Here is a 23,823-nt window from a genome sequence, read left to right on the forward strand (position 1 = left end):
ATAAAATGCGAATTATTTAGTACAAAAAAGTAGCGTTACGTGATCTTTCCCTGGGATACAACTCTGGCAATGGTATCGTGAACAGGAATACCATTTTCAAAATCACCATATTGCTTCAAAAAATCGAGATGTGTTTCCCCGAAATCCTCTATATCTTCCCAACCTTCTGCACCAGAAATAACGGCACAAATAGTCAACAGTAGAATATCTGACAATTTATGCACCACTTTCCAGGCTTGTCTGTAATCGGGTGTAATAGAAATATGTTCCATCAATTTTTTAAGTTCCATTTGTTCACCTTATTTATGTAAGGAGTATTTGATCATGTATAAGCTATGAAAAACAGCTTTAGACAATAAGTAGTATCTCAATTGTTGAACTTAAAATTCGAATTATTTAGTACAAAAAAGTAGCGTTACGTGATCTTTCCCTGCAAATGGAACGCAAAATAAACACCTATTCCATGAGTTATATAATTTTTCACAATGATTAATTTGTTTTCTCAGGAAGAGATTTTATTTCTCTTCACTACGAATTAGTTCATGCTGTATCTTTATTAAACATTCGTAAGACTCATTTTTGTTCGGGAGATGTGCTGTCATTCGAGCATAAGTTGGTTTCTCATCTTTAAAATATTTTACCATGATTGAATTATCAAGGACTGCCAACAACTGAACTGGATCACTGCTCTTTTTTTGATAGATACCCGCTCTTATATAACTTCTAAACCGATCGCCGAGAAACGCCGTTTTTTCTGCTGTATTTATCAACTCCTGCAACGTTCCTTTGATGGCATGATTTTCATTAAGGCGTAGTGACCCGACGCGAATTAAGAGTCTCGCCCCGCTTGGTGTGAATTTATTATTTTTACATGTACCCAGTTCTGTTTGCCAATAATACTCACCGATGTCCTCATTCTGATACCATCTCCACATGGCTTTATTATTTAAGACAGGAAACGCGGAAAAAATAGTACCCTTAGCGAAAATAGTAAAACAATCATGATCTTTAGCTTGTATTTCGCAATCAGCTATAACACCAAAACTAACAAATATCATCAGCAAAAAGAACAAAACTCTTTTCATTTTCTTATTCCTCTCGATGTTCTCTGTTTCATCTTAGCTAAAATTTCACCCAAATCATCTATCCCTGCTGTTGCTGGCCCATCGGGTTTATTAATGTCTGGGAATAAATAGGGTTCTGCACAAGTATATCCTGGTGGTAATTGAGTTGTTGGCCAATTTGTCTGTGGCAGGTAATCACTTGCTGTCTTTGTATCCATCCCTGGATACTGGGAATCATCCTGTGGCGTACAAGTCAGATTTGGTTTTACCCACTTCCTGCAATACAGTGTGTAGTCGTAAGGGCTTAATGCTCTGAAGAATGTTTTGAAAACATTAGGCGCACTACTGGCCTGGTCAATAGGATATGGCAGTCTTAATTGTTTCGCTATGTCCGGCAATTTACTTGGATCGGGCGTAGGCGGTTTGTTGGGTCTCGCTCCATATCCGCCATTATTTAAGTGTCCATATTTTGATGCCAGTCCCATTGAATCTATATACTGAACCGGATTCAGCGGATACTGATAAAAATTCCATCCCCCCTTCAGCCCAATCGGATCCTGAGTGATATACCTCCCCTGCAGCGGGTCATAATAGCGGTGGCGGTTGTAATACAGGCCGGACTCCTCATCATACTGCTGCCCCGGCAGGCGGATAAGCTGCTGCAGCTGATGCGGGTTCTCTTCATTCAGCAGGTTGCCCCATTCATCGTATTCTGCGCACCATTCTGTTGCCCCTTCCGTGCTGACAAGCGCCAGCGGCAGGCCGCGATGGTCGCAGTGGTACAGGTGGATTTTTCGCGCCGGCGTGTACACCGGGTCCATCTGGTTTTGCATCTGCTCCACCGTCAGGCCGCACGATGCCAGCCAGCGGCGGCTTTCCTCACTCACCCGGTCAGCCAGGATTTCACTTTCCAGCCGGTCGAGCATCTGCACCAGCACCGGCGGGAACACCACACTGCCACCGTCTTCGCCGCCGGACTGCTGAAGGGTATCCGCCAGGCTGCGGCGCTGCGTTTTCGCCAGCTCACCGGTGGCGGTTTCAACCCTGATGAGTGGCGTGAAGCTCCCCGGCTGATAAATCGTCTGGATGCGGGTTCTGTCGTTCTGTATCGTGGTCAGGCGGTCGCCGTCCCAGCCGTACCAGGTCACTTGCGGTTTCCGTGACAGCGACATCCAGCCCGTCAGGTCCCGTTCACGTCGCCACACCCGTTTTGCCACCCTGCGGCCCAGCGGGTCGTAAAGATAGCGGCTTTCGACCAGCGGCTCTGCATATTGTGTCCGCGTGTAGTGCACCAGCCGGTGCTGACTGTCGTAATGGTACCGGTGGGTGCGCTCATCATCCGTGCGGATAACCCCTTCCGGGATGAGGTCGGTTTTCTCCGTCAGCCTGCCGTGACGGTCATACCGGTAAAGATAGTGCGCGTCACGGGCGATACGGTTATCCGGCCACATGCTGAGGGTGCTGTCCGGGTGCAGCTCCGGGTCGGGCAGGCGGTTACCTGCCGGGTCTGTGGCATACGGGATATCAATGCCCAGGTTACATATAATAATAAGAGCAATTAACTTAATTTATTTGTTTATAATGCGCTTACTTAATACAAACCATTGAATATACCCTCCTGACAGAAAATAAAGCCATATTATTATCGCCATAATATACTTACTATCAATCCTTACGCCAATAATGTCTGATACAGTCCCTATAAATATTAGAGCAATAAAGAATACTATGCCTGTTGGAAAACATATTACCATCATTCCATAAGACATGAGACTAATTAACTCGCTCACATCACGAGTGGAGTCTAATAGTGAAAGTCTATGCATGGAAAAGAATAGTATTAAAAGCGATAAAGCCAGCCATATAGCTCTGAATAAAAAAATAATATATTTCATTACATCACTCCGGTGAATACAAATCTAATAAAACGTCCAATGTTATTTCCGGAGCACTTCATCTTACATGTTTCTAAAGAATCATTAGACCAGTCTTGGCAGTTTTTAAATAGCCCTAAATTTATAGGTGTGAATATATCAGGCAATACAGAATAACGCGGCCTTACCTCTTTAAACTTCCCTTTTAAACAGTTCTCCACACAACTATTATCGGTTTCAACGAGGTCACAACGGCCAGCAGCTTCTTTTGTATCATTACTTGCTTTACCTGGCCCCCATAGACCATCTCCTTTTGATTCTCCCCGTTGGTCTTGGCCACCACAAGTATAGTCCCCTTTACCATCTGGGACACAAAGATATTGATGATAGAACGGATTCCCCCATATATCTGGACCGCTTCTTTCACCAGTTCCGCCCATTGAATGCAGTGGCTTAATGCATTTTAGTGTTTCTAATCCTAATGGATCTATATTTGAGATCGGATTCAACGGATACTGATAAAAATTCCATCCCCCTTTCAGCCCAATCGGATCCTGAGTGATATATCGCCCCTGCAGCGGGTCATAATAGCGGTGGCGGTTGTAATACAGGCCGGACTCCTCATCATACTGCTGCCCCGGCAGGCGGATAAGCTGCTGCAGCTGATGCGGGTTCTCTTCATTCAGCAGGTTACCCCATTCATCGTATTCTGCGTACCACGCTGTTGTCCCTTCCGTGCTGATAAGGGCCAGCGGCAGGCCGCGATGGTCGCAGTGGTACAGGTGAATTTTTCGCGCCGGCGTGTATACCGGGTCCATCTGGCTTTGCATCTGCGCCACCGTCAGGCCGCACGATGCCAGCCAGCGGCGGCTTTCCTCACTCACCCGGTCAGCCAGGATTTCACTTTCCAGCCGGTCGAGCATCTGCACCAGCACCGGCGGGAACACCACACTGCCACCGTCTTCGCCACCGGACTGCTGAAGGGTATCCGCCAGGCTGCGGCGCTGCGTTTTCGCCAGCTCACCGGTGGCGGTTTCAACCCTGATGAGTGGCGTGAAGCTCCCCGGCTGATAAATCGTCTGGATGCGGGTTCTGTCGTTCTGTATCGTGGTCAGGCGGTCGCCGTCCCAGCCGTACCAGGTCACTTGCGGTTTCCGTGACAGCGACATCCAGCCCGTCAGGTCCCGTTCACGCCGCCATACCCGTTTTGCCACCCTGCGGCCCAGCGGGTCGTAAAGATAGCGACTTTCGACCAGCGGCTCTGCATATTGTGTCCGCGTGTAGTGCACCAGCCGGTGCTGACTGTCGTAATGGTACCGGTGGGTGCGCTCATCATCCGTGCGGATAACCCCTTCCGGGATGAGGTCGGTTTTCTCTGTCAGCCTGCCGTGACGGTCATACCGGTAAAGATAGTGCGCGTCACGGGCGATACGGTTATCCGGCCACATGCTGAGGGCGCTGTCCGGGTGCAGCTCCGGGTCGGGCAGGCGGTTACCTGCCGGGTCTGTGGTATACGGGATGCGGATATCCAGATTCGCTGCGGTGGTGTGAACGCCGGTCAGCCTGCCGGTGGTGCTGTAGCTGTAACTCCGGGTCTGGCGCGGGCTGCTGATGCGGATGAGTTCGCCGTTGTCGTTCCAGGTGTAATCGCGGTCAGACAGCAGGCTGTTCAGGTGCTGGCTCTGTAACTGCCCGGCAGGGGTATAAGCGGTGGTGAGTTCATAACGGCCGAAGCTGCGCAGCGTTTCCCGGTGCAGGCGGTCGCGGGTGTACTCCACCAGCGGTGTGTCGCCGAGTTTCATGCCTGACAGCCAGCCGCTGCCGTAGGTCAGCCATTCCACGGCGGGCAGGCTGTCCGGTATACAGCGGTTCGCCAGTCCCTGTGCGTTGTACGCATGTCTGGTCTCATGCTGCCAGAGCAGTTCATTCGTCTGCGGATGATGCACCGTCAGGTGTTCACTGGCGAGGCGGCCTTTACTGTCATAACCATAGTGCACCGTCACCCGGTGCCCTTCGCTGATATGGCTGATGTCTGTCAGCCAGCCGCGTTCGTCATACTGCCACCGCTCTGCGGTTTCGCCATTCACGGTGCGGTGCGTGAGGCGGTCTGCTTCGTCATAGTGCCAGTGGGTGACCAGCCCCTCATCCTCGCTGCGGATAAGTTTGCCGGTCAGGTCGTGGTGATAACGCTGTGTGCGGCCGTCAAAGCCGGTTTCCTGTATCAGCCGGTCGAGTACATCGTAACGGAAGGTGGTGTGGCTGCCGTTTTCACTGGTCAGGCGGATGACCCGTCCGGCAGCATCGTATTCCATACTGCGCGTCAGACCGCCCTGCGTGGTACAGATGGCTTTTCCCCACGCATCGTACTGTGTCCCGTTTCTGCTGCCGTCCGGGGCAATGACGGTGGTCAGGTCACCGGCGGCGTTGTATTCATACCGCGTTTCATGGCCCTGCGTGTCTTTCACGGCAATTAACTGTCCACGGCTGTCGTATGCGCGGTACTGACTCAGCCCTTCCTCGCGGTGCACCGCCGTCACCTGACCAAAACGGTCATGGTCATAGCGGGTTACATAACCGGAACAGTCAGTGAAGCTCAGCAACTGACCGTAACGGCTCCACGTCATGGTTTTCCGGCTGCCGGTGGCATCTTCCGTTGCGCAGGGTAAGTCACTGTGTGGATTATCATAACGGTAGCGGGTGATATCGCCGTCAGGGGCAGTTTCCTGAATCAGACGGCCCCATTCATCATATTCCCGGCGTATTTCCAGCCCGTCAGGCCCGGTGGCTGACGTTAACTGGCTGTGGTGGTTATAGTAAAACGCCGATGCCCTGCCATCCGGCGTGGTGATGCGCGTGATGAGGCCCGTCACCACATCCGGACTGTATTCTGTTGTCCTGCCTGCGGCATCCGTCTGTGCCCTGAGCCTGCCCACCGCGTCAAACTGACTCTGCGTGACGCTGCCGTCCGCGTGTTCCTTTTTCACCACCCGCTTCAGCCCGCCTTCACCCTGCGTGTGCAGGACTTCACGGCGGTTCAGGCTGTCGGTGATGGTGATGCGGTCCTTCTCATACTGATACGTGTAACTTAAGCCTGCCGGGTTTAGCTGTTCTGTCACCCGCCCGTCGCTGTCGTAACGGTAACAGATTTCCGGTCGGCCCGTGTGACGGTGCGCCACCATCCGGCCCCGGTATTTATCATCGTAAGTAAAGCTGCGCACCTGTGTATTGCTGCGGTCATACACCGCCGCCAGTTCGCCGCGGGGCGTCCAGCCATAGCGCACCAGCGGCGCGGCAGGTAAATTCTCCGGGTATTCCGGGTCGTGCGTCAGCCACACGGCAGACAGACGGATGCCGTTGTCCCGGCCATATTCGGTGTAACCCGGCAGGGTATCAGGAAAAGCGGACGGTTCCGTCCCGCCGGAAATGGCCTGCTGCCGGGCTTCTTCTGCCCGCTGCGCCTGCGTGGTCAGTACCAGCCGGAAGTGACGCCCGGCACCATCCGTCACGCCGGTGATTTCGCCGCTGAATTCACCGGCGGCTTCGCGGTGGAACGTCTGTGTGCGCCCGAAGCGGTCCACCAGCCCGGTCAGTACCCGGTACGGCGGCAGCGGCGCAGGCAGCACCTCATCCGCTTCCGGCACCCGCTCACACCAACCGAGCAGCCACCACGGCCCCTGCGGACTGTTTGTCGCCAGATAACGATGCGGACTTAAGCGGAGTTCTTCCGGCAGCGCCTGCCAGAGTGCGGCCAGCCGGTGACCTTCATCCAGTTTCGCCACGCCGCCGCGCACCAGCCACAGTGACTCGCTGCGGCTGTAACCGTCCTCACCGGGAAACAGGTGCTCAAAATACAGGCTTCTGCCGCCGTTATCACTGAGTATCAGTGTGTTATCGCGCAGCTGTAAGCGGATATCCGCAGGCATTTTCCAGCCGGGGCCGAGGCTCCCCACCGGCGCGGGCGTTTTTGTCCGGTAACTGCTGTAGGTGCGGGAGAGAATGAACGGCAGCGGGCCGGGCAGGGCGATGTCGGTTTCACCGGGAAGGACCTTTGCACCGAGCAGCGGATTGACCGGATGGCCGGACGTCACCCCGCCGGGGCACACCGAACAGGCCACGCCGGTGGGGGCACCGATGCGTACCCCGGCTGAACCCTGGACAATGCTACCGCCATACTGCGTCATGTCGCCCTGACGCGCCGCCGGTTTTCCGCTCATCTGCTCATCCTTGTTTTATCGGGTTATTTGTCTGCTGACAGGCGAAACCCTACAGATTTATAAGAAAGCCTTAAGTGAGATATCTGTCAGATAAGAACAATTAGGAAAATATTTATATATATTTCATGAATATATGTTTCGATTGGTATAACGATGTCTAAATATTCCTCTGAACATCTTCCTGATACAAAAAACCGCCAGCGTTTCCGCTGGCGGTTTTCAATGTATTCAAAACTCAGCAATCAATAAAAATCACCAGTTGCCTTTTCGGCCTGATCCATCCACACCGGTTTATCGCTGGTTTTCGACCAGACGCGATGCAGGTAGCTGTAAAAGCGGGCGCGGTCTTTCCAGAAAAGCATGAAAGGCAGCGCCAGAACGCCCGCTGCAACCGCATAAGTACGGCGTAAAAAGATAAGCCATGCAGGATATTCTCTGTAGAGTTCCATACTTTTCTCCCCCTTTTGTATCTACCCGGTGAATGGCACCGGAAAAATGAATTTGTTTATCTGATGAAAATAGTACCGCCTTTTGTGTAATTTTACTACTCATCCGACCACTTATTTTTGCTTATTGATGGTTTATTTACATTCATCCTGTAATTAAGTTACACAAAAGTTAAATTAATACTAAACATTAGTTAAATCATGGCTTTTGCCATTTTTATACTTTTTTTACACCCCGCCCGCAGATTTTTGCGAAATCTTTGCAGCCAGAATTCTACCCTTCCGGTATCACTTTTAGGCCACTGGAGGTGCACTGTGAGTGCAGGCGTGATAACCGGCGTATTGCTGGTGTTTTTATTACTGGGTTATCTGGTTTATGCCCTGATCAATGCGGAGGCGTTCTGATGGCTGCGCAAGGGTTCTTACTGATCGCCACGTTTTTACTGGTGTTAATGGTGCTGGCGCGTCCTTTAGGCAGCGGGCTGGCGCGGCTGATTAATGACATTCCTCTTCCCGGTACAACGGGCGTTGAGCGCGTACTTTTTCGCGCACTTGGCGTCTCTGACCGTGAGATGAACTGGAAGCAATATCTTTGTGCCATTCTCGGCCTGAACATGCTGGGGCTGGCGGTGCTGTTTTTTATGTTGCTCGGTCAGCACTATCTGCCGCTTAATCCACAGCAGTTGCCAGGGCTGTCGTGGGATCTGGCGCTGAATACCGCCGTCAGCTTTGTCACCAATACCAACTGGCAATCTTATAGCGGTGAAACCACGTTGAGCTATTTCAGCCAGATGGCGGGCTTAACGGTGCAAAACTTTCTTTCTGCCGCCAGCGGGATTGCGGTGATTTTTGCCCTCATCCGTGCGTTTACCCGCCAGAGCATGAGCACGCTCGGGAATGCCTGGGTCGATCTGCTACGCATCACGTTATGGGTGCTAGTCCCTGTGGCGTTGTTGATTGCACTGTTTTTTATTCAACAAGGTGCGCTGCAAAACTTTCTGCCTTATCAGGCTGTGAATACCGTTGAAGGAGCGCAACAGCTGTTACCCATGGGGCCTGTAGCTTCTCAGGAAGCGATCAAGATGCTCGGTACTAACGGCGGTGGCTTCTTTAATGCCAACTCGTCGCATCCGTTTGAAAACCCAACCGCACTGACCAACTTCGTGCAGATGCTGGCGATCTTCTTGATCCCAACGGCGCTGTGCTTTGCCTTTGGTGAAGTGATGGGCGATCGCCGCCAGGGGCGCATGTTGCTGTGGGCGATGTCAGTGATTTTTGTCATCTGCGTAGGCGTGGTGATGTGGGCAGAAGTTCAGGGTAATCCTCATCTGCTGGCACTGGGCACGGACAGCAGCATCAATATGGAAGGTAAAGAGAGCCGTTTCGGCGTGCTGGTCAGTAGCCTGTTTGCGGTCGTGACGACGGCGGCTTCCTGTGGCGCGGTGATTGCGATGCATGATTCGTTTACCGCTCTCGGTGGCATGGTGCCGATGTGGCTGATGCAAATTGGTGAAGTGGTGTTCGGCGGTGTCGGTTCTGGTCTTTACGGCATGATGCTGTTTGTCCTGCTGGCGGTGTTTATTGCCGGGCTGATGATTGGTCGTACACCGGAATATCTGGGTAAAAAAATCGACGTACGCGAGATGAAACTGACTGCACTGGCAATTCTGGTTACCCCGACGCTGGTGCTGATGGGCGCGGCGTTGGCGATGATGACCGACGCCGGACGTAGCGCCATGCTCAACCCTGGCCCGCATGGTTTTAGCGAAGTGCTGTACGCCGTGTCATCCGCCGCTAACAACAACGGCAGCGCCTTTGCCGGATTAAGCGCCAACTCTCCGTTCTGGAACTGTTTACTGGCGTTCTGCATGTTTGTCGGTCGCTTCGGGGTGATTATCCCGGTGATGGCAATTGCCGGTTCGCTGGTGAGTAAAAAGAGCCAAGCCGCCAGCTCCGGCACGCTGCCAACGCACGGCCCGCTGTTTGTTGGCCTGTTAATCGGCACCGTGTTGCTGGTTGGCGCACTGACCTTTATCCCTGCCCTGGCGCTTGGTCCGGTGGCGGAATATCTCTCCTGATGATATTGAGTGAGCACTGAATATGAGTCGTAAACAACTGGCGCTATTCGAACCAACACTTGTCGTTCAGGCGCTGAAAGAAGCGGTGAAAAAATTAAACCCGCAGGCGCAATGGCGCAATCCGGTGATGTTTATCGTCTGGATCGGCAGTCTGCTGACCACCTGTATTAGCATCGCGATGGCAAGCGGTGCGATGCCCGGCAATGCGCTGTTTAGCGCGGCCATTAGCGGTTGGCTGTGGATCACCGTACTGTTCGCTAATTTCGCCGAGGCGCTGGCAGAAGGCCGCAGTAAAGCGCAGGCCAACAGTCTGAAAGGGGTGAAAAAAACTGCCTTTGCCCGCAAGCTGCGTGAGCCGAAATATGGCGCTGCGGCGGACAAAGTTCCTGCCGACCAACTTCGTAAAGGCGATATCGTACTGGTAGAAGCTGGCGATATTATCCCCTGCGATGGTGAAGTTATTGAAGGGGGTGCATCGGTCGATGAAAGCGCCATCACCGGGGAATCGGCACCGGTGATCCGTGAATCCGGCGGCGATTTTGCCTCCGTCACCGGCGGCACGCGTATTCTTTCTGACTGGCTGGTGATTGAGTGTAGCGTTAACCCCGGCGAGACATTTCTGGATCGGATGATCGCGATGGTGGAAGGCGCACAGCGACGCAAAACGCCGAACGAAATTGCCCTGACCATTCTGCTGATTGCCCTGACTATCGTCTTTTTACTGGCAACCGCCACGCTGTGGCCGTTTTCCGCGTGGGGCGGTAATGCAGTCAGCGTAACGGTACTGGTGGCGCTGCTGGTCTGTCTGATCCCAACCACTATTGGCGGCCTGTTGTCAGCGATCGGCGTCGCCGGGATGAGCCGGATGCTAGGCGCGAATGTGATTGCCACCAGCGGACGTGCAGTTGAAGCGGCAGGTGACGTTGACGTTCTGCTACTGGATAAAACCGGCACCATCACACTCGGTAACCGTCAGGCGTCGGAGTTTATCCCCGCGCAGGGCGTGGATGAAAAAACGCTGGCTGACGCCGCACAACTGGCTTCGCTGGCTGATGAAACGCCGGAAGGCCGCAGTATTGTGATCCTCGCCAAGCAGCGTTTTAACCTGCGCGAGCGCGATGTGCAGTCGCTCCATGCCACCTTTGTACCGTTTACTGCGCAAAGCCGGATGAGCGGGATCAACATCGACAACCGCATGATCCGTAAAGGTTCTGTCGATGCCATTCGTCGCCATGTTGAGGCTAACGGTGGTCACTTCCCTACCGATGTTGATCAAAAAGTCGATCAGGTTGCGCGTCAGGGAGCCACGCCGCTGGTGGTGGTGGAAGGTTCTCGTGTGCTGGGCGTTATTGCGCTGAAAGATATCGTCAAAGGCGGTATTAAAGAGCGCTTCGCCCAGCTGCGCAAAATGGGCATTAAAACGGTGATGATTACCGGCGATAACCGTCTGACTGCCGCCGCGATTGCTGCGGAAGCGGGTGTCGATGATTTTCTCGCCGAAGCGACACCGGAGGCCAAGCTGGCATTGATCCGTCAGTATCAGGCGGAAGGTCGTTTGGTAGCGATGACCGGCGACGGCACCAACGATGCTCCGGCGCTGGCGCAGGCAGATGTCGCGGTGGCGATGAACTCCGGCACCCAGGCGGCGAAAGAGGCGGGCAATATGGTCGATCTCGACTCTAACCCGACCAAGTTGATCGAGGTGGTGCACATTGGCAAACAGATGCTGATGACCCGTGGCTCGCTGACCACCTTCAGCATTGCCAACGATGTGGCGAAATACTTCGCCATTATTCCGGCGGCATTCGCGGCAACGTATCCGCAGTTAAATGCGCTGAACATCATGTGCCTGCATTCGCCCGACTCCGCAATCCTCAGTGCGGTGATTTTCAACGCCTTGATTATCGTCTTTTTGATTCCCCTGGCGTTAAAAGGCGTGAGTTATAAACCGCTTACCGCTTCTGCCATGTTGCGCCGTAACTTATGGATTTACGGTCTGGGTGGGCTGCTGGTGCCGTTTATCGGTATCAAAGTCATTGATTTACTGCTGACCGTTTGCGGTCTGGTGTGAGGTTTACCATGAGTGGATTACGTCCGGCATTATCAACATTTATCTTTCTGTTATTGATTACTGGCGGCGTTTACCCGCTGCTGACCACCGTACTGGGGCAATGGTGGTTTCCCTGGCAGGCCAATGGTTCGTTGATTCGTGAAGGTGATACGGTGCGCGGTTCGGCATTAATCGGGCAGAATTTTACCGGCAACGGCTATTTTCATGGTCGCCCGTCGGCAACGGCAGAAATGCCCTATAATCCACAGGCTTCTGGCGGGAGCAATCTGGCGGTCAGTAACCCTGAGCTGGATAAACTAATAGCCGCACGCGTTGCTGCATTACGGGCCGCTAACCCGGATGCCAGCGCGAGCGTTCCGGTTGAACTGGTGACGGCATCGGCAAGCGGGCTGGACAATAATATCACCCCGCAAGCGGCGGCCTGGCAAATCCCACGCGTGGCGAAAGCGCGTAATCTCAGCGTTGAACAGCTCACGCAACTGATCGCAAAATACAGCCAACAACCGCTGGTGAAATATATCGGCCAGCCGGTTGTCAACATTGTTGAACTCAATCTGGCGCTGGATAAACTTGATGAATAACGAACCCTTACGTCCCGACCCCGATCGTCTGCTGGAACAAACTGCCGCGCCGCATCGGGGGAAGCTGAAAGTTTTCTTCGGTGCCTGTGCAGGCGTCGGGAAGACCTGGGCGATGCTGGCAGAAGCCCAGCGACTGCGGGCGCAAGGGCTGGATATTGTGGTTGGCGTGGTAGAAACCCACGGGCGAAAAGATACCGCCGCCATGCTGGAAGGGCTGGCTGTTCTGCCGTTAAAACGCCAGGCGTACCGTGGGCGGCATATCAGCGAGTTTGATCTCGATGCCGCCCTCGCCCGCCGCCCGGCGCTGATCTTAATGGACGAACTGGCGCACAGTAATGCGCCAGGTTCCCGTCATCCCAAACGCTGGCAGGATATCGAAGAACTGCTGGAAGCTGGCATTGATGTTTTCACTACCGTCAACGTTCAGCATCTGGAAAGTCTGAATGATGTGGTCAGCGGCGTCACCGGAATTCAGGTACGGGAAACCGTGCCCGATCCTTTTTTCGATGCCGCCGACGACGTGGTGCTGGTGGACTTGCCCCCGGACGATCTGCGCCAGCGGCTGAAAGAAGGCAAAGTCTATATTGCCGGGCAGGCGGAGCGCGCCATTGAACATTTTTTCCGCAAAGGTAATCTGATCGCCCTGCGCGAACTGGCACTGCGCCGTACTGCCGATCGCGTTGATGAGCAAATGCGCGCCTGGCGGGGGCATCCTGGCGAAGAGAAAGTGTGGCACACGCGCGACGCGATCCTTTTATGCATCGGCCATAACACCGGCAGCGAAAAACTGGTCCGCGCAGCGGCGCGGCTGGCGTCACGGCTGGGTAGCGTCTGGCACGCGGTGTATGTTGAAACCCCTGCCCTGCACCGCTTACCGGAAAAAAAACGTCGGGCAATTCTCAGCGCCTTACGTCTGGCGCAGGAACTGGGCGCGGAGACGGCAACACTTTCTGATCCAGCGGAAGAGAAAGCGGTAGTGCGTTATGCCCGTGAACATAATCTCGGCAAGATTATTCTCGGTCGCCCGGCCTCGCGCCGCTGGTGGCGTCGGGAAACGTTTGCTGACCGACTGGCGCGCATCGCCCCCGATCTCGATCAGGTGCTGGTCGCGCTTGATGAACCACCCGCCCGCACGATTAACAACGCGCCGGATAACCGCTCTTTTAAAGACAAGTGGCGTGTACAAATTCAGGGATGCGTGGTTGCCGCCGCGTTATGCGCCGTTATCACCTTAATTGCCATGCAGTGGCTGATGGCGTTTGATGCCGCCAACCTGGTGATGCTGTATCTGCTTGGCGTGGTGGTGGTGGCGCTATTTTATGGACGCTGGCCTTCAGTGGTTGCCACCGTCATTAATGTAGTGAGTTTCGATCTCTTTTTTATCGCCCCACGCGGCACGCTCGCCGTCTCTGATGTGCAATATCTGCTGACCTTCGCGGTGATGTTAACCGTCGGGCTGGTGATCGGGAACCTTACTGCTGGCGTGCGTTATCAGGCGCGGGTAGCCCGTTACCGCGAGCAACGCACACGGCACTTATATGAAATGTCGAAAGCTCTGGCGGTGGGCCGCAGTCCGCAGGATATCGCTGCCACCAGCGAACAATTTATTGCCTCCACGTTTCATGCCCGCAGTCAGGTGTTGTTGCCCGATGACAACGGTAAATTGCAGCCGTTAACACATCCGCAAGGAATGACGCCGTGGGACGATGCCATCGCGCAGTGGAGTTTTGATAAAGGCCTGCCTGCGGGCGCGGGCACCGACACGTTACCCGGTGTACCGTACCAGATTTTGCCGCTAAAAAGCGGCGAGAAAACCTACGGGCTGGTGGTGGTGGAGCCGGGGAATCTGCGCCAGTTGATGATCCCGGAACAGCAGCGCCTGCTGGAGACGTTTACGCTGTTAGTCGCCAATGCCCTTGAGCGGCTGACGCTAACCGCCAGCGAAGAACAGGCGCGGATGGCAAGCGAACGTGAACAGATCCGCAACGCCCTGCTGGCGGCGCTTTCGCATGATTTACGCACGCCGCTTACGGTGCTGTTTGGTCAGGCAGAAATCTTAACGCTCGATCTGGCAAGCGAAGGATCACCCCACGCCCGCCAGGCCAGCGAGATCCGTCAGCATGTGCTGAACACTACCCGACTGGTGAATAATCTACTGGATATGGCGCGAATTCAGTCCGGCGGCTTTAATTTGAAGAAAGAGTGGTTAACGCTGGAAGAAGTAGTCGGCAGCGCGCTGCAAATGCTGGAACCGGGTTTATCGTCGCCCATCAATCTTTCTCTGCCAGAACCGCTGACCTTAATCCACGTTGACGGGCCACTCTTTGAACGGGTGCTGATTAATCTGCTGGAGAACGCGGTGAAATATGCGGGTGCGCAGGCCGAAATTGGTATCGATGCCCACGTTGAGGGCGAAAATCTACAACTGGATGTCTGGGATAACGGCCCCGGTCTTCCGCCAGGCCAGGAGCAGACGATATTTGATAAGTTTGCTCGCGGGAATAAAGAGTCGGCAGTACCGGGGGTAGGGCTTGGACTGGCAATTTGTCGGGCGATAGTGGATGTACACGGGGGCACTATTACCGCGTTCAACCGACCGGAAGGTGGTGCCTGTTTTCGTGTTACACTTCCCCAGCAAACTGCCCCTGAACTTGAAGAATTTCATGAGGATATGTGACAAACGTTCTGATTGTTGAAGATGAACAGGCTATTCGTCGCTTTCTGCGCACGGCGCTGGAGGGCGACGGGATGCGCGTCTTTGAGGCCGAAACGCTGCAACGCGGCTTGCTGGAAGCGGCAACCCGTAAGCCAGATTTGATTATTCTCGATCTCGGCCTGCCCGATGGTGATGGGATTGAGTTTATCCGCGACCTGCGCCAGTGGAGCGCGGTGCCGGTGATTGTGCTTTCCGCACGCAGCGAAGAGAGCGACAAAATCGCCGCGCTGGATGCCGGAGCGGATGATTATCTGAGTAAGCCGTTTGGCATTGGCGAATTGCAGGCCCGTCTGCGCGTCGCATTACGCCGCCACTCTGCCACCACCGCGCCCGATCCGCTGGTAAAATTTTCCGATGTTACCGTCGATTTAGCCGCCCGCGTGATTCACCGGGGTGAGGAAGAGGTGCATCTCACACCAATTGAGTTCCGCCTGCTGGCGGTGCTGCTCAACAATGCCGGAAAAGTACTCACCCAGCGCCAGCTCCTTAACCAGGTGTGGGGGCCAAACGCGGTCGAACACAGTCACTATTTGCGTATTTATATGGGACATCTGCGACAAAAACTGGAACAGGATCCCGCCCGCCCACGCCATTTCATTACTGAAACCGGTATTGGCTATCGGTTTATGCTTTGAATATTAATTTTAATACAGCCTGCCTTTTATTAATTAAAGCCGTAATAATAAATACGGCTTTTTATCTTAAACAACACACAAAAATAACAATTCAATATTTTATATTACTGAGTAAAAAGCTCATCATTAAATAAATTAAGATTGATCATTTTTTATTGATCACCTTCACAGTTCAACCGTATTTCCTGGATAGAATATCTTCACCTTCATTCACATCAGGAAAGGTAAATTAAATGGAAAATAACAGCCGCACTATGCCCCATATAAGGCGGACAACTCATATTATGAAGTTTGCTCATCGCAATAGCTTCGACTTTCACTTCTTCAATGCCCGTTAGTCTACCGACTAAGGGCACTTCAGCGTACAGGTCTTCCTGACTCTCTGTATTACAGGCATATGCCTGTATTCCGCAGTGCTCATTCTCTGTTAACCCTTGTATTATCAGCCACCTGACTGGTAAGGGTTTCTGCATTCTGAAAAAAGCAATCTACCTGATTTATTTATCAGCGGGGTAACTTTGCTTTTTTCCGGCACGATCGATTTCTCATTCGAGAAATTGAGGACCTGCTATTACCTAAAATAAAGAGATGAAAAATGTCAAAATTAAAAATTGCGGTTAGTGATTCTTGCCCGGACTGTTTTACCACGCAGCGAGAATGTATCTACATTAATGAAAGTCGTAATATCGATGTGGCGGCAATAGTTTTATCGCTCAACGATGTTACATGCGGAAAACTCGATGAAATCGATGCCACGGGTTATGGCATCCCGGTATTTATTGCTACTGAAAATCAAGAACGTGTACCCGCAGAGTATTTGCCCCGTATTTCGGGTGTCTTTGAGAATTGCGAATCGCGACGAGAATTTTATGGTCGCCAGTTAGAAACCGCTGCCAGCCATTATGAAACTCAACTGCGCCCACCTTTCTTCCGCGCACTGGTCGATTATGTCAATCAAGGTAACAGCGCGTTTGATTGCCCTGGTCATCAGGGCGGCGAATTTTTCCGTCGCCATCCGGCGGGGAATCAGTTTGTGGAATACTTTGGTGAGGCGCTGTTCCGTGCCGACTTGTGCAACGCCGACGTAGCGATGGGCGATCTGCTGATTCACGAAGGCGCGCCATGCATTGCACAGCAACATGCGGCAAAAGTGTTTAATGCCGATAAAACCTACTTCGTTTTAAATGGCACTTCATCTTCTAACAAAGTGGTTTTAAACGCCCTGCTAACACCGGGTGATCTGGTGCTGTTTGATCGCAATAACCACAAATCTAACCACCACGGAGCGTTGCTACAGGCTGGTGCAACACCGGTTTATCTGGAAACGGCACGTAACCCGTATGGCTTTATCGGTGGCATTGATGCGCACTGTTTTGAAGAAAGTTACCTGCGTGAGCTGATCGCGGAAGTCGCACCGCAGCGGGCAAAAGAGGCTCGTCCTTTCCGCCTCGCTGTGATTCAGTTAGGCACCTACGACGGTACGATTTATAACGCCCGCCAAGTGGTGGATAAAATTGGTCATCTGTGTGACTACATCCTGTTTGACTCAGCATGGGTCGGCTATGAACAGTTTATTCCGATGATGGCGGACTGTTCGCCGCTGTTGCTGGATCTTAATGAGAACGATCCGGGTATTCTGGTTACGCAATCTGTGCATAAACAACAGGCTGGTTTTTCTCAGACTTCACAAATTCATAAAAAAGACAGCCACATCAAAGGGCAACAGCGTTATGTACCGCACAAACGCATGAACAACGCCTTTATGATGCACGCCTCCACCAGCCCGTTCTATCCGCTGTTTGCCGCACTGAATATCAACGCCAAAATGCATGAAGGTGTCAGCGGTCGTAATATGTGGATGGATTGTGTGGTAAATGGCATTAATGCCCGCAAACTGATCCTCGATAACTGTCAGCATATTCGTCCGTTCGTACCTGAACTGGTGGATGGTAAACCCTGGCAGTCGTATGAAACAGCGCAAATTGCGGTTGATCTGCGCTTCTTCCAGTTTGTACCAGGGGAACACTGGCATTCTTTTGAAGGCTATGCAGAGAATCAATACTTTGTCGATCCATGCAAACTGTTGCTGACAACCCCAGGTATTGATGCACGTAACGGCGAATATGAAGCGTTCGGTGTACCCGCGACGATTCTTGCTAACTTCCTGCGCGAAAATGGCGTAGTGCCGGAAAAATGCGATCTTAACTCCATCCTCTTCCTGCTGACTCCGGCAGAAGATATGGCCAAACTTCAGCAACTTGTTGCCCTGCTGGTACGCTTCGAAAAACTGCTTGAGTCCGACGCGCCATTAGCAGAAGTGCTACCTTCCATCTACAAACAGCATGAAGAGCGCTACGCCGGTTATACCCTGCGTCAGTTGTGTCAGGAAATGCATGATTTGTATGCCCGCCACAACGTGAAACAACTGCAAAAAGAGATGTTCCGTAAGGAGCACTTCCCACGCGTCAGCATGAATCCGCAAGAAGCCAACTACGCCTATTTACGCGGTGAAGTGGAACTGGTTCGTCTGCCGGATGCAGAAGGCCGTATCGCTGCCGAAGGTGCGCTTCCTTATCCTCCGGGTGTGCTGTGTGTTGTTCCGGGTGAAATCTGGGGTGGTGCTGTTCTGCGTTACTTCAGCGCTCTGGAAGAAGGGATCAACCTGCTGCCAGGTTTTGCACCGGAGCTGCAGGGTGTCTATATCGAAGAACATGATGGTCGTAAGCAAGTTTGGTGCTATGTCATCAAGCCTCGTGATGCGCAAAGCACCCTGTTGAAAGGGGAAAAATTATGAGTCAGGCTAAATCGAACAAAATGGGCGTCGTTCAGTTAACCATACTGACGATGGTCAACATGATGGGCTCCGGTATCATCATGCTGCCGACAAAGCTTGCCGAAGTCGGGACAATCTCAATTATCTCCTGGCTGGTGACAGCCGTAGGCTCAATGGCACTGGCATGGGCATTCGCAAAATGCGGTATGTTCAGCCGTAAATCAGGCGGTATGGGCGGTTATGCCGAGTATGCTTTCGGTAAATCCGGTAACTTTATGGCGAACTATACCTACGGCGTCTCACTGCTGATTGCTAACGTCGCGATTGCTATTTCGGCGGTTGGTTACGGCACCGAACTGCTCGGCGCGAGTTTGTCGCCAGTGCAGATTGGTCTTGCGACCATCGGGGTGCTGTGGATTTGTACCGTGGCTAACTTTGGTGGTGCGCGCATTACCGGGCAAATCAGTAGCATTACCGTGTGGGGGGTCATTATTCCGGTCGTCGGTCTGTGCATTATTGGCTGGTTCTGGTTTAGCCCGACGCTGTACGTTGATTCCTGGAATCCGCATCATGCACCGTTCTTCAGTGCGGTAGGTTCTTCCATCGCTATGACGCTGTGGGCTTTTCTTGGTCTGGAGTCTGCGTGTGCGAATACTGATGTAGTGGAAAACCCGGAACGTAATGTGCCAATCGCGGTACTCGGCGGTACGTTAGGTGCGGCGGTGATTTATATCGTCTCCACCAACGTGATTGCCGGGATTGTGCCAAATATGGAGCTGGCAAATTCAACGGCACCATTTGGTCTGGCCTTCGCGCAGATGTTCACGCCGGAAGTGGGTAAAGTCATTATGGCGCTGATGGTGATGTCCTGCTGCGGTTCGCTACTTGGCTGGCAGTTCACCATTGCCCAGGTGTTTAAATCTTCATCTGATGAAGGCTACTTCCCTAAAATTTTCTCCCGTGTAACCAAAGTGGATGCACCGGTGCAGGGAATGTTGACCATTGTGATTATTCAGAGTGGATTGGCACTGATGACCATTAGCCCGTCGCTAAACAGTCAGTTCAACGTGCTGGTTAACCTGGCCGTGGTGACCAATATCATTCCGTATATTCTGTCAATGGCGGCATTAGTCATTATTCAGAAGGTCGCTAATGTGCCCCCCTCAAAAGCGAAAGTTGCAAACTTTGTTGCTTTTGTTGGCGCGATGTATAGCTTTTATGCGCTGTACTCATCCGGGGAAGAAGCCATGCTGTACGGTTCCATCGTGACCTTCCTTGGTTGGACACTGTATGGTCTGGTATCACCACGCTTTGAACTGAAAAATAAACACGGTTAATAAAACAAAGTAAAAAAGGGCGATTGAATGATCGCCCTTTCTGTTTGTTGGCAAATAGTTCGTTATTTATGCCGCATCCGGCAGATGTAGGGTCTAAACGCGATCGAACACAGCAACTATTTGCGTAATTATATGGGGCATCTGCGACAAAAACTGGAACAGGATCCGGCCCGGCCTCGCCATTTTATTACTGAAACCGGTATTGGGTATCGGTTTATGCTTTGAAAAAAGTGGCAATGTATGGATAAAGTCATTTTTTATTCAAATATAAGGAACTTAATATTTAAAAAATGTTCCATACAATTCCTCATCATAAATGACACCGTAGCACACAAGGAGCAAGTAGCGATGCGTGAAATGAATCAGTTAGTAAATACTGAAGATTCAGCCTGGCCAATAATCCAGAACTGGTTAAAAGACGCCACAAACCATACCGAACTCTTACCGGTTAATAAAGATTTAGCCGAAACCGCACTTTATCAATTACAGGTGACAACAAAATCACCGATGGGTGCGCTTGTCTATGGCTCCGGAGGTCTGCTGATTGATAATGGTTAGTTACGCATAGCAGGATCTGGTCACCCCCGGTTGCCACGAGATCCAGTAAGTTGGACACAACGCCCTGAATTCGCAGGCGTGCGGGCTTTACCCATCGCTGACGATGTCGCAGGGGTAATTTTTGCTCTTAATGGTGGCGATCTTGGGGAAGATACTGGCTGCGTTTATTATTTTGCGCCAGATACGCTGAATTGGGAAAGTCTGGAAGTTGGATATTCTGAGTTTCTTCAGTGGGCATTATCCGGTGATTTAGATACCTTCTATGAAAATGTACGATGGCAGCAATGGCGAGAAGACGTAATAAAATTATCGGCAACGGAAGCCTTCACGTTCTACCCTTTCTTATGGGTACAAAGTGAAGAAGCAAGAACAAGAAAAGTTATTTCGCTTACTGAACTCTGGGAAATGCAGTATCAAATGAAAGAAACATTCACGCAATAAGACATGTTCAGGTCCGGGTTTCATTCCCGGACTCACTATTTTAATGTGTATTTATCGCTTTCAATTCTTGCTGGCAATTTTCTGACTGGCAGCGTCGTAACTCAATAATCCCGACATGCATCATCGAGCCAAAAAATCCGCTTTCGCTGACATAATCCTCATTGACTATCGGTCGAGTGCCGGGCTTGCCCTGGCAAACCCGCATAAAAAATGAGGTGTAGCATTGCCAACCGGGATTTAAACCGACCTTTTCTTGTGCTGACATATTATGAAGATAAGTAAGTTCTTTTTCGTTCCCGCCTGACAACTGCCAGCGGCGGGTATTATCAGGTAAGTTATCACCACGGCAATTTGTCTTACACCGGAAAGGTGCAATATTTACCGCAATGCTACCCGTTAATCCTCTGGTTTTATCTTTAGGGGTCAGTAACCAGTCGCCAGCTAATGATGATTGTTCAGGTTGGGCGCATGCAGTCAGCAGTAATGTGGCGGTAATTAGTGACACTATGACGACCAGACTCCTGTTGGTCTTCATTGGGATTTCCTTGAGCTACTCAGTTTGTTGACAAAGTGTTCGTTGTTTTTGCCGGATGCGGCGTGAACGCCTTATCCGGCCTACAAAATCGCTTAAATTCAATATATTGCACCATCCTCGTAGGCCTGATAAGCGTAGCGCATCAGGCAATTCTGTGTTTGTCATACGTAAAAAAGGGCGATCTTGCGACCGCCCTTTTTTTATTAAATGTGTTTACGCGTTTTTCAGAACTTCGCTAACAATCTCAACCGCTTCTTTCTCAATCTGCTTGCGATGTTCTTCACCGAGGAAGCTTTCGCAGTAGATCTTATATGCGTCTTCCGTGCCTGACGGACGCGCGGCGAACCAGCCGTTGTCAGTCATCACTTTCAGACCGCCAATAGAAGCACCGTTGCCCGGAGCAGCAGTCAGGCGCGCGGTGATCGGGTCACCTGCCAGGGTGCTGGCGCTCACCATTTCCGGAGACAGCTTAGACAGCGCCGCTTTTTGTGCGGAAGTCGCAGCTGCCTGCAAACGGTTGTAGCTCGGCGCACCAAAGCGTTTTGCCAGTTCGTTGTAGTGTTCCTGCGGGTTCTTACCGGTGACAGCGGTGATTTCCGCCGCCAGCAGACACATGATGATGCCGTCTTTGTCGGTGGACCACGGCGTGCCGTCGAAACGCAGGAAGGAAGCCCCTGCACTCTCTTCGCCGCCAAAGCCGAAGCTGCCGTCGAACAGACCATCGACAAACCATTTGAAACCTACCGGGACTTCTACCAGTTTACGGCCCAAGTCGTTGACCACACGGTCGATCATCGCAGATGAAACCAGCGTTTTACCGACGGCAACATCTTTGCCCCACTGCGGACGATGCTGGAACAGGTAATTGATTGCCACCGCCAGGTAGTGGTTCGGATTCATCAAACCTGCCGGAGTGACGATACCGTGACGGTCATAATCCGGGTCGTTAGCAAACGCCAGATCGAACTTATCACGCAGTGCCAGCAGGCCCGCCATCGCACACTCGGAGGAGCAGTCCATACGGATCGCGCCGTCTTTATCAAGGTGCATAAAGCGGAAGGTTTGATCGACCTGATCGTTAACGATAGTCAGGTTGAGGTTGTAATACTCGCCAATACGCTTCCAGTATTCGATACCGGAACCGCCCAGCGGATCAACGCCCAGCGTCAGGCCCGCTTTCTGAATCGCGGCCATATCAACGATATCGGCCAGACCTTCCACGAACGGCTGCACCAGATCCTGCTCTTTCACATGACCGGATGCCATCGCTTCGTCGAGGGAGATACGCTTCACGCCTTTCAGGCCATCGGCCAGCAGTGCGTTGGCCCTGTCTTCCACCACTTTAGTGACGTTGGTATCAGCCGGGCCACCATTTGGCGGATTGTATTTGATTCCACCATCTTCCGGCGGGTTATGGGACGGTGTAATCACGATACCGTCTGCCAGCGGGCCACCTTTTTTATTGTGAACCAGGATGGCATTGGAAACGGCAGGCGTCGGGGTGAAGCCATTGTTTTCCTGCACAATGACATCAACGCCGTTCGCTGCCAGCACTTCCAGAACGGAAATGAATGCAGGTTCGGACAGGGCGTGAGTATCTTTACCCACATAGCAAGGGCCAGTGATGCCGTTTTTCGCACGTTCTTCAGCAATTGCCTGAGCGATCGCCAGAATGTGCGGCTCGTTAAAGCTGTGGCGCGCTGCACTGCCACGGTGACCGGAAGTACCGAATTTCACCGCGTGCTCCGCATTCCCTGCTTCTGGTTTCAGTACATAATATTGCGCCGTCAGTTGGGCGACGTTAATCAAATCACTCTGTTGTGCAGGTTGGCCTGCACGATTGTGGATTGCCATTGCTTTGTCCTTTGTCTGCAACGTTTTAGATAGTTCCGCAAACCTTCTCAATCAATTCCGCCGGGAATTGCATCGACTGCATGATGTGTTCGATCATGCTGCATTTACGGCCGGTGTTGGTGTTGGTGATCACCCAATACGGCGTGCCTGGCACATGTTTCGGCTTGGTCTGATTACCATTTTTCAGCAGCGTTTGTTCATCTGCCGCAAAGTAAACGCGTGTACGACCGTGCAACGATTCCGTTGCTTCGGCAAACGCCTGGGCGTCAAGAGAATATAGTGTAGACAACAGCAGCATAAAGCGATTGACCGCTCGCTTTTGCTCTGCGTATTCATCCGAAAGCAGAAGTTCACGCATTGCGCGAACCTTGTCTTTAATCGTTTTGACCGGCTTCGCTTCGACGATAGCAGGTGACGCAACGCGAACCTCTTTCGTCACCGGAGCAGCAGGCTGTGATGCGGCGGAAAATTTCAACATACGCCGTAAAATGTCGGATGCGCTCTCGCCGATATGCTTAGTGTGGCTGGCAATATAGCTGTAGAGTTCATCATCAACTTCAATCGTTTTCATCTTAATCCAGTGCAGTGTCTTAGCTGAATACAAGTCGCCAGGAGTATATGAATAAATCCCGGCAGCGGATAGCGT

At 52.2% G+C, this 23,823-nt stretch carries 16 protein-coding genes and 4 pseudogenes; 11 read left to right on the top strand and 9 right to left on the bottom strand.

The window, feature by feature from the left end; genetic code table 11:
* Positions 1-53 precede the first annotated feature (53 nt).
* The 6 genes and pseudogenes from KXD89_RS15290 to KXD89_RS15315 form a co-directional block, all read right to left on the bottom strand.
* Positions 54-290 (bottom strand): annotated as a pseudogene (locus KXD89_RS15290) (ISAs1 family transposase); the annotation flags it as partial.
* A gap of 225 nt (positions 291-515) precedes the next feature.
* Positions 516-1,085 (bottom strand): protein YbfC, encoded by a 570-nt coding sequence (ybfC, locus tag KXD89_RS15295; protein ID WP_000832338.1) that lies wholly within the window; start codon positions 1,083-1,085, stop codon positions 516-518.
* A pseudogene (locus KXD89_RS15300) lies at positions 1,082-2,602 on the bottom strand (RHS repeat-associated core domain-containing protein); the annotation flags it as partial. The pseudogene KXD89_RS15300 and the gene ybfC, both read right to left, overlap by 4 nt.
* A gap of 30 nt (positions 2,603-2,632) precedes the next feature.
* Positions 2,633-2,959: a protein YbfB gene (gene ybfB / locus KXD89_RS15305; RefSeq protein ID WP_000873944.1), complete on the bottom strand. Its 327-nt coding sequence runs from the start codon at positions 2,957-2,959 to the stop codon at positions 2,633-2,635.
* Positions 2,959-7,152 (bottom strand): rhs element protein RhsC, encoded by a 4,194-nt coding sequence (gene rhsC / locus KXD89_RS15310; protein WP_000015200.1) that lies wholly within the window; start codon positions 7,150-7,152, stop codon positions 2,959-2,961. Before rhsC ends, ybfB begins: the two co-directional genes overlap by 1 nt.
* A gap of 242 nt (positions 7,153-7,394) precedes the next feature.
* Entirely contained in the window at positions 7,395-7,601 is a 207-nt protein-coding gene (locus KXD89_RS15315; RefSeq protein ID WP_000424924.1) for a YbfA family protein, read from the bottom strand.
* 312 nt (positions 7,602-7,913) lie between these two features.
* Between KXD89_RS15315 and kdpF the strand changes: the two genes are divergently transcribed.
* The 11 genes and pseudogenes from kdpF to KXD89_RS15370 all read left to right on the top strand — a co-directional run bounded on the left by kdpF (position 7,914) and on the right by KXD89_RS15370 (position 20,788).
* A complete protein-coding gene (gene kdpF, locus KXD89_RS15320) occupies positions 7,914-8,003 on the top strand; it encodes a K(+)-transporting ATPase subunit F (protein ID WP_001272653.1) in 90 nt (29 codons plus the stop codon).
* Positions 8,003-9,676: a potassium-transporting ATPase subunit KdpA gene (kdpA, locus tag KXD89_RS15325; protein ID WP_000741129.1), complete on the top strand. Its 1,674-nt coding sequence runs from the start codon at positions 8,003-8,005 to the stop codon at positions 9,674-9,676. The genes kdpF and kdpA overlap by 1 nt, the downstream gene beginning before the upstream one ends.
* A gap of 22 nt (positions 9,677-9,698) precedes the next feature.
* A complete protein-coding gene (gene kdpB / locus KXD89_RS15330) occupies positions 9,699-11,747 on the top strand; it encodes a potassium-transporting ATPase subunit KdpB (RefSeq protein WP_000087939.1) in 2,049 nt (682 codons plus the stop codon).
* Between the two features lie 8 nt (positions 11,748-11,755).
* Positions 11,756-12,328, top strand: coding sequence for a K(+)-transporting ATPase subunit C (gene kdpC / locus KXD89_RS15335; protein WP_001300431.1), 573 nt, complete (start codon positions 11,756-11,758; stop codon positions 12,326-12,328).
* Positions 12,321-15,005 carry a two-component system sensor histidine kinase KdpD gene (kdpD, locus tag KXD89_RS15340; protein ID WP_001310640.1) on the top strand — a complete coding sequence of 895 codons (2,685 nt, stop codon included), beginning with the start codon at positions 12,321-12,323 and terminating at the stop codon, positions 15,003-15,005. The genes kdpC and kdpD overlap by 8 nt, the downstream gene beginning before the upstream one ends.
* Positions 15,002-15,679, top strand: coding sequence for a two-component system response regulator KdpE (gene kdpE / locus KXD89_RS15345; protein WP_000186076.1), 678 nt, complete (start codon positions 15,002-15,004; stop codon positions 15,677-15,679). The genes kdpD and kdpE overlap by 4 nt, the downstream gene beginning before the upstream one ends.
* Positions 15,680-15,912: 233 nt before the next feature.
* On the top strand, positions 15,913-16,017 hold the full coding sequence (locus KXD89_RS15350; RefSeq protein WP_211180488.1) for a leader peptide SpeFL: 105 nt from the start codon (positions 15,913-15,915) through the stop codon (positions 16,015-16,017).
* A gap of 257 nt (positions 16,018-16,274) precedes the next feature.
* Positions 16,275-18,473, top strand: a complete 2,199-nt coding sequence (gene speF / locus KXD89_RS15355) for an ornithine decarboxylase SpeF (protein WP_000040195.1) — start codon at positions 16,275-16,277, stop codon at positions 18,471-18,473.
* Positions 18,470-19,789 (top strand): putrescine-ornithine antiporter, encoded by a 1,320-nt coding sequence (potE, locus tag KXD89_RS15360; RefSeq protein WP_000075845.1) that lies wholly within the window; start codon positions 18,470-18,472, stop codon positions 19,787-19,789. The genes speF and potE overlap by 4 nt, the downstream gene beginning before the upstream one ends.
* Before the next feature lie 90 nt (positions 19,790-19,879).
* A pseudogene (locus KXD89_RS15365) lies at positions 19,880-20,014 on the top strand (winged helix-turn-helix domain-containing protein); the annotation flags it as partial.
* A 123-nt stretch (positions 20,015-20,137) separates the two neighbouring features.
* A pseudogene (locus tag KXD89_RS15370) lies at positions 20,138-20,788 on the top strand (DUF2625 domain-containing protein).
* 40 nt (positions 20,789-20,828) lie between these two features.
* On the opposite strand, the gene KXD89_RS15375 reads toward KXD89_RS15370, so the two are convergent.
* From KXD89_RS15375 to seqA, 3 genes are all read right to left on the bottom strand, one after another.
* Positions 20,829-21,323 (bottom strand): lipoprotein, encoded by a 495-nt coding sequence (locus KXD89_RS15375; protein WP_000856353.1) that lies wholly within the window; start codon positions 21,321-21,323, stop codon positions 20,829-20,831.
* Positions 21,324-21,536: 213 nt separating this feature from the next.
* Positions 21,537-23,177 (bottom strand): phosphoglucomutase (alpha-D-glucose-1,6-bisphosphate-dependent), encoded by a 1,641-nt coding sequence (gene pgm, locus KXD89_RS15380; RefSeq protein WP_001297249.1) that lies wholly within the window; start codon positions 23,175-23,177, stop codon positions 21,537-21,539.
* A gap of 25 nt (positions 23,178-23,202) precedes the next feature.
* The gene (gene seqA / locus KXD89_RS15385) at positions 23,203-23,748 is read right to left on the bottom strand and encodes a replication initiation negative regulator SeqA (protein ID WP_000848387.1); all 546 of its coding nucleotides are present in this window, start codon (positions 23,746-23,748) and stop codon (positions 23,203-23,205) included.
* Between the last annotated feature and the right edge of the window lie 75 nt (positions 23,749-23,823).

The sequence above is a fragment of the Escherichia sp. TC-EC600-tetX4 genome, assembly GCF_019356055.1.
Taxonomy (GTDB): domain Bacteria; phylum Pseudomonadota; class Gammaproteobacteria; order Enterobacterales; family Enterobacteriaceae.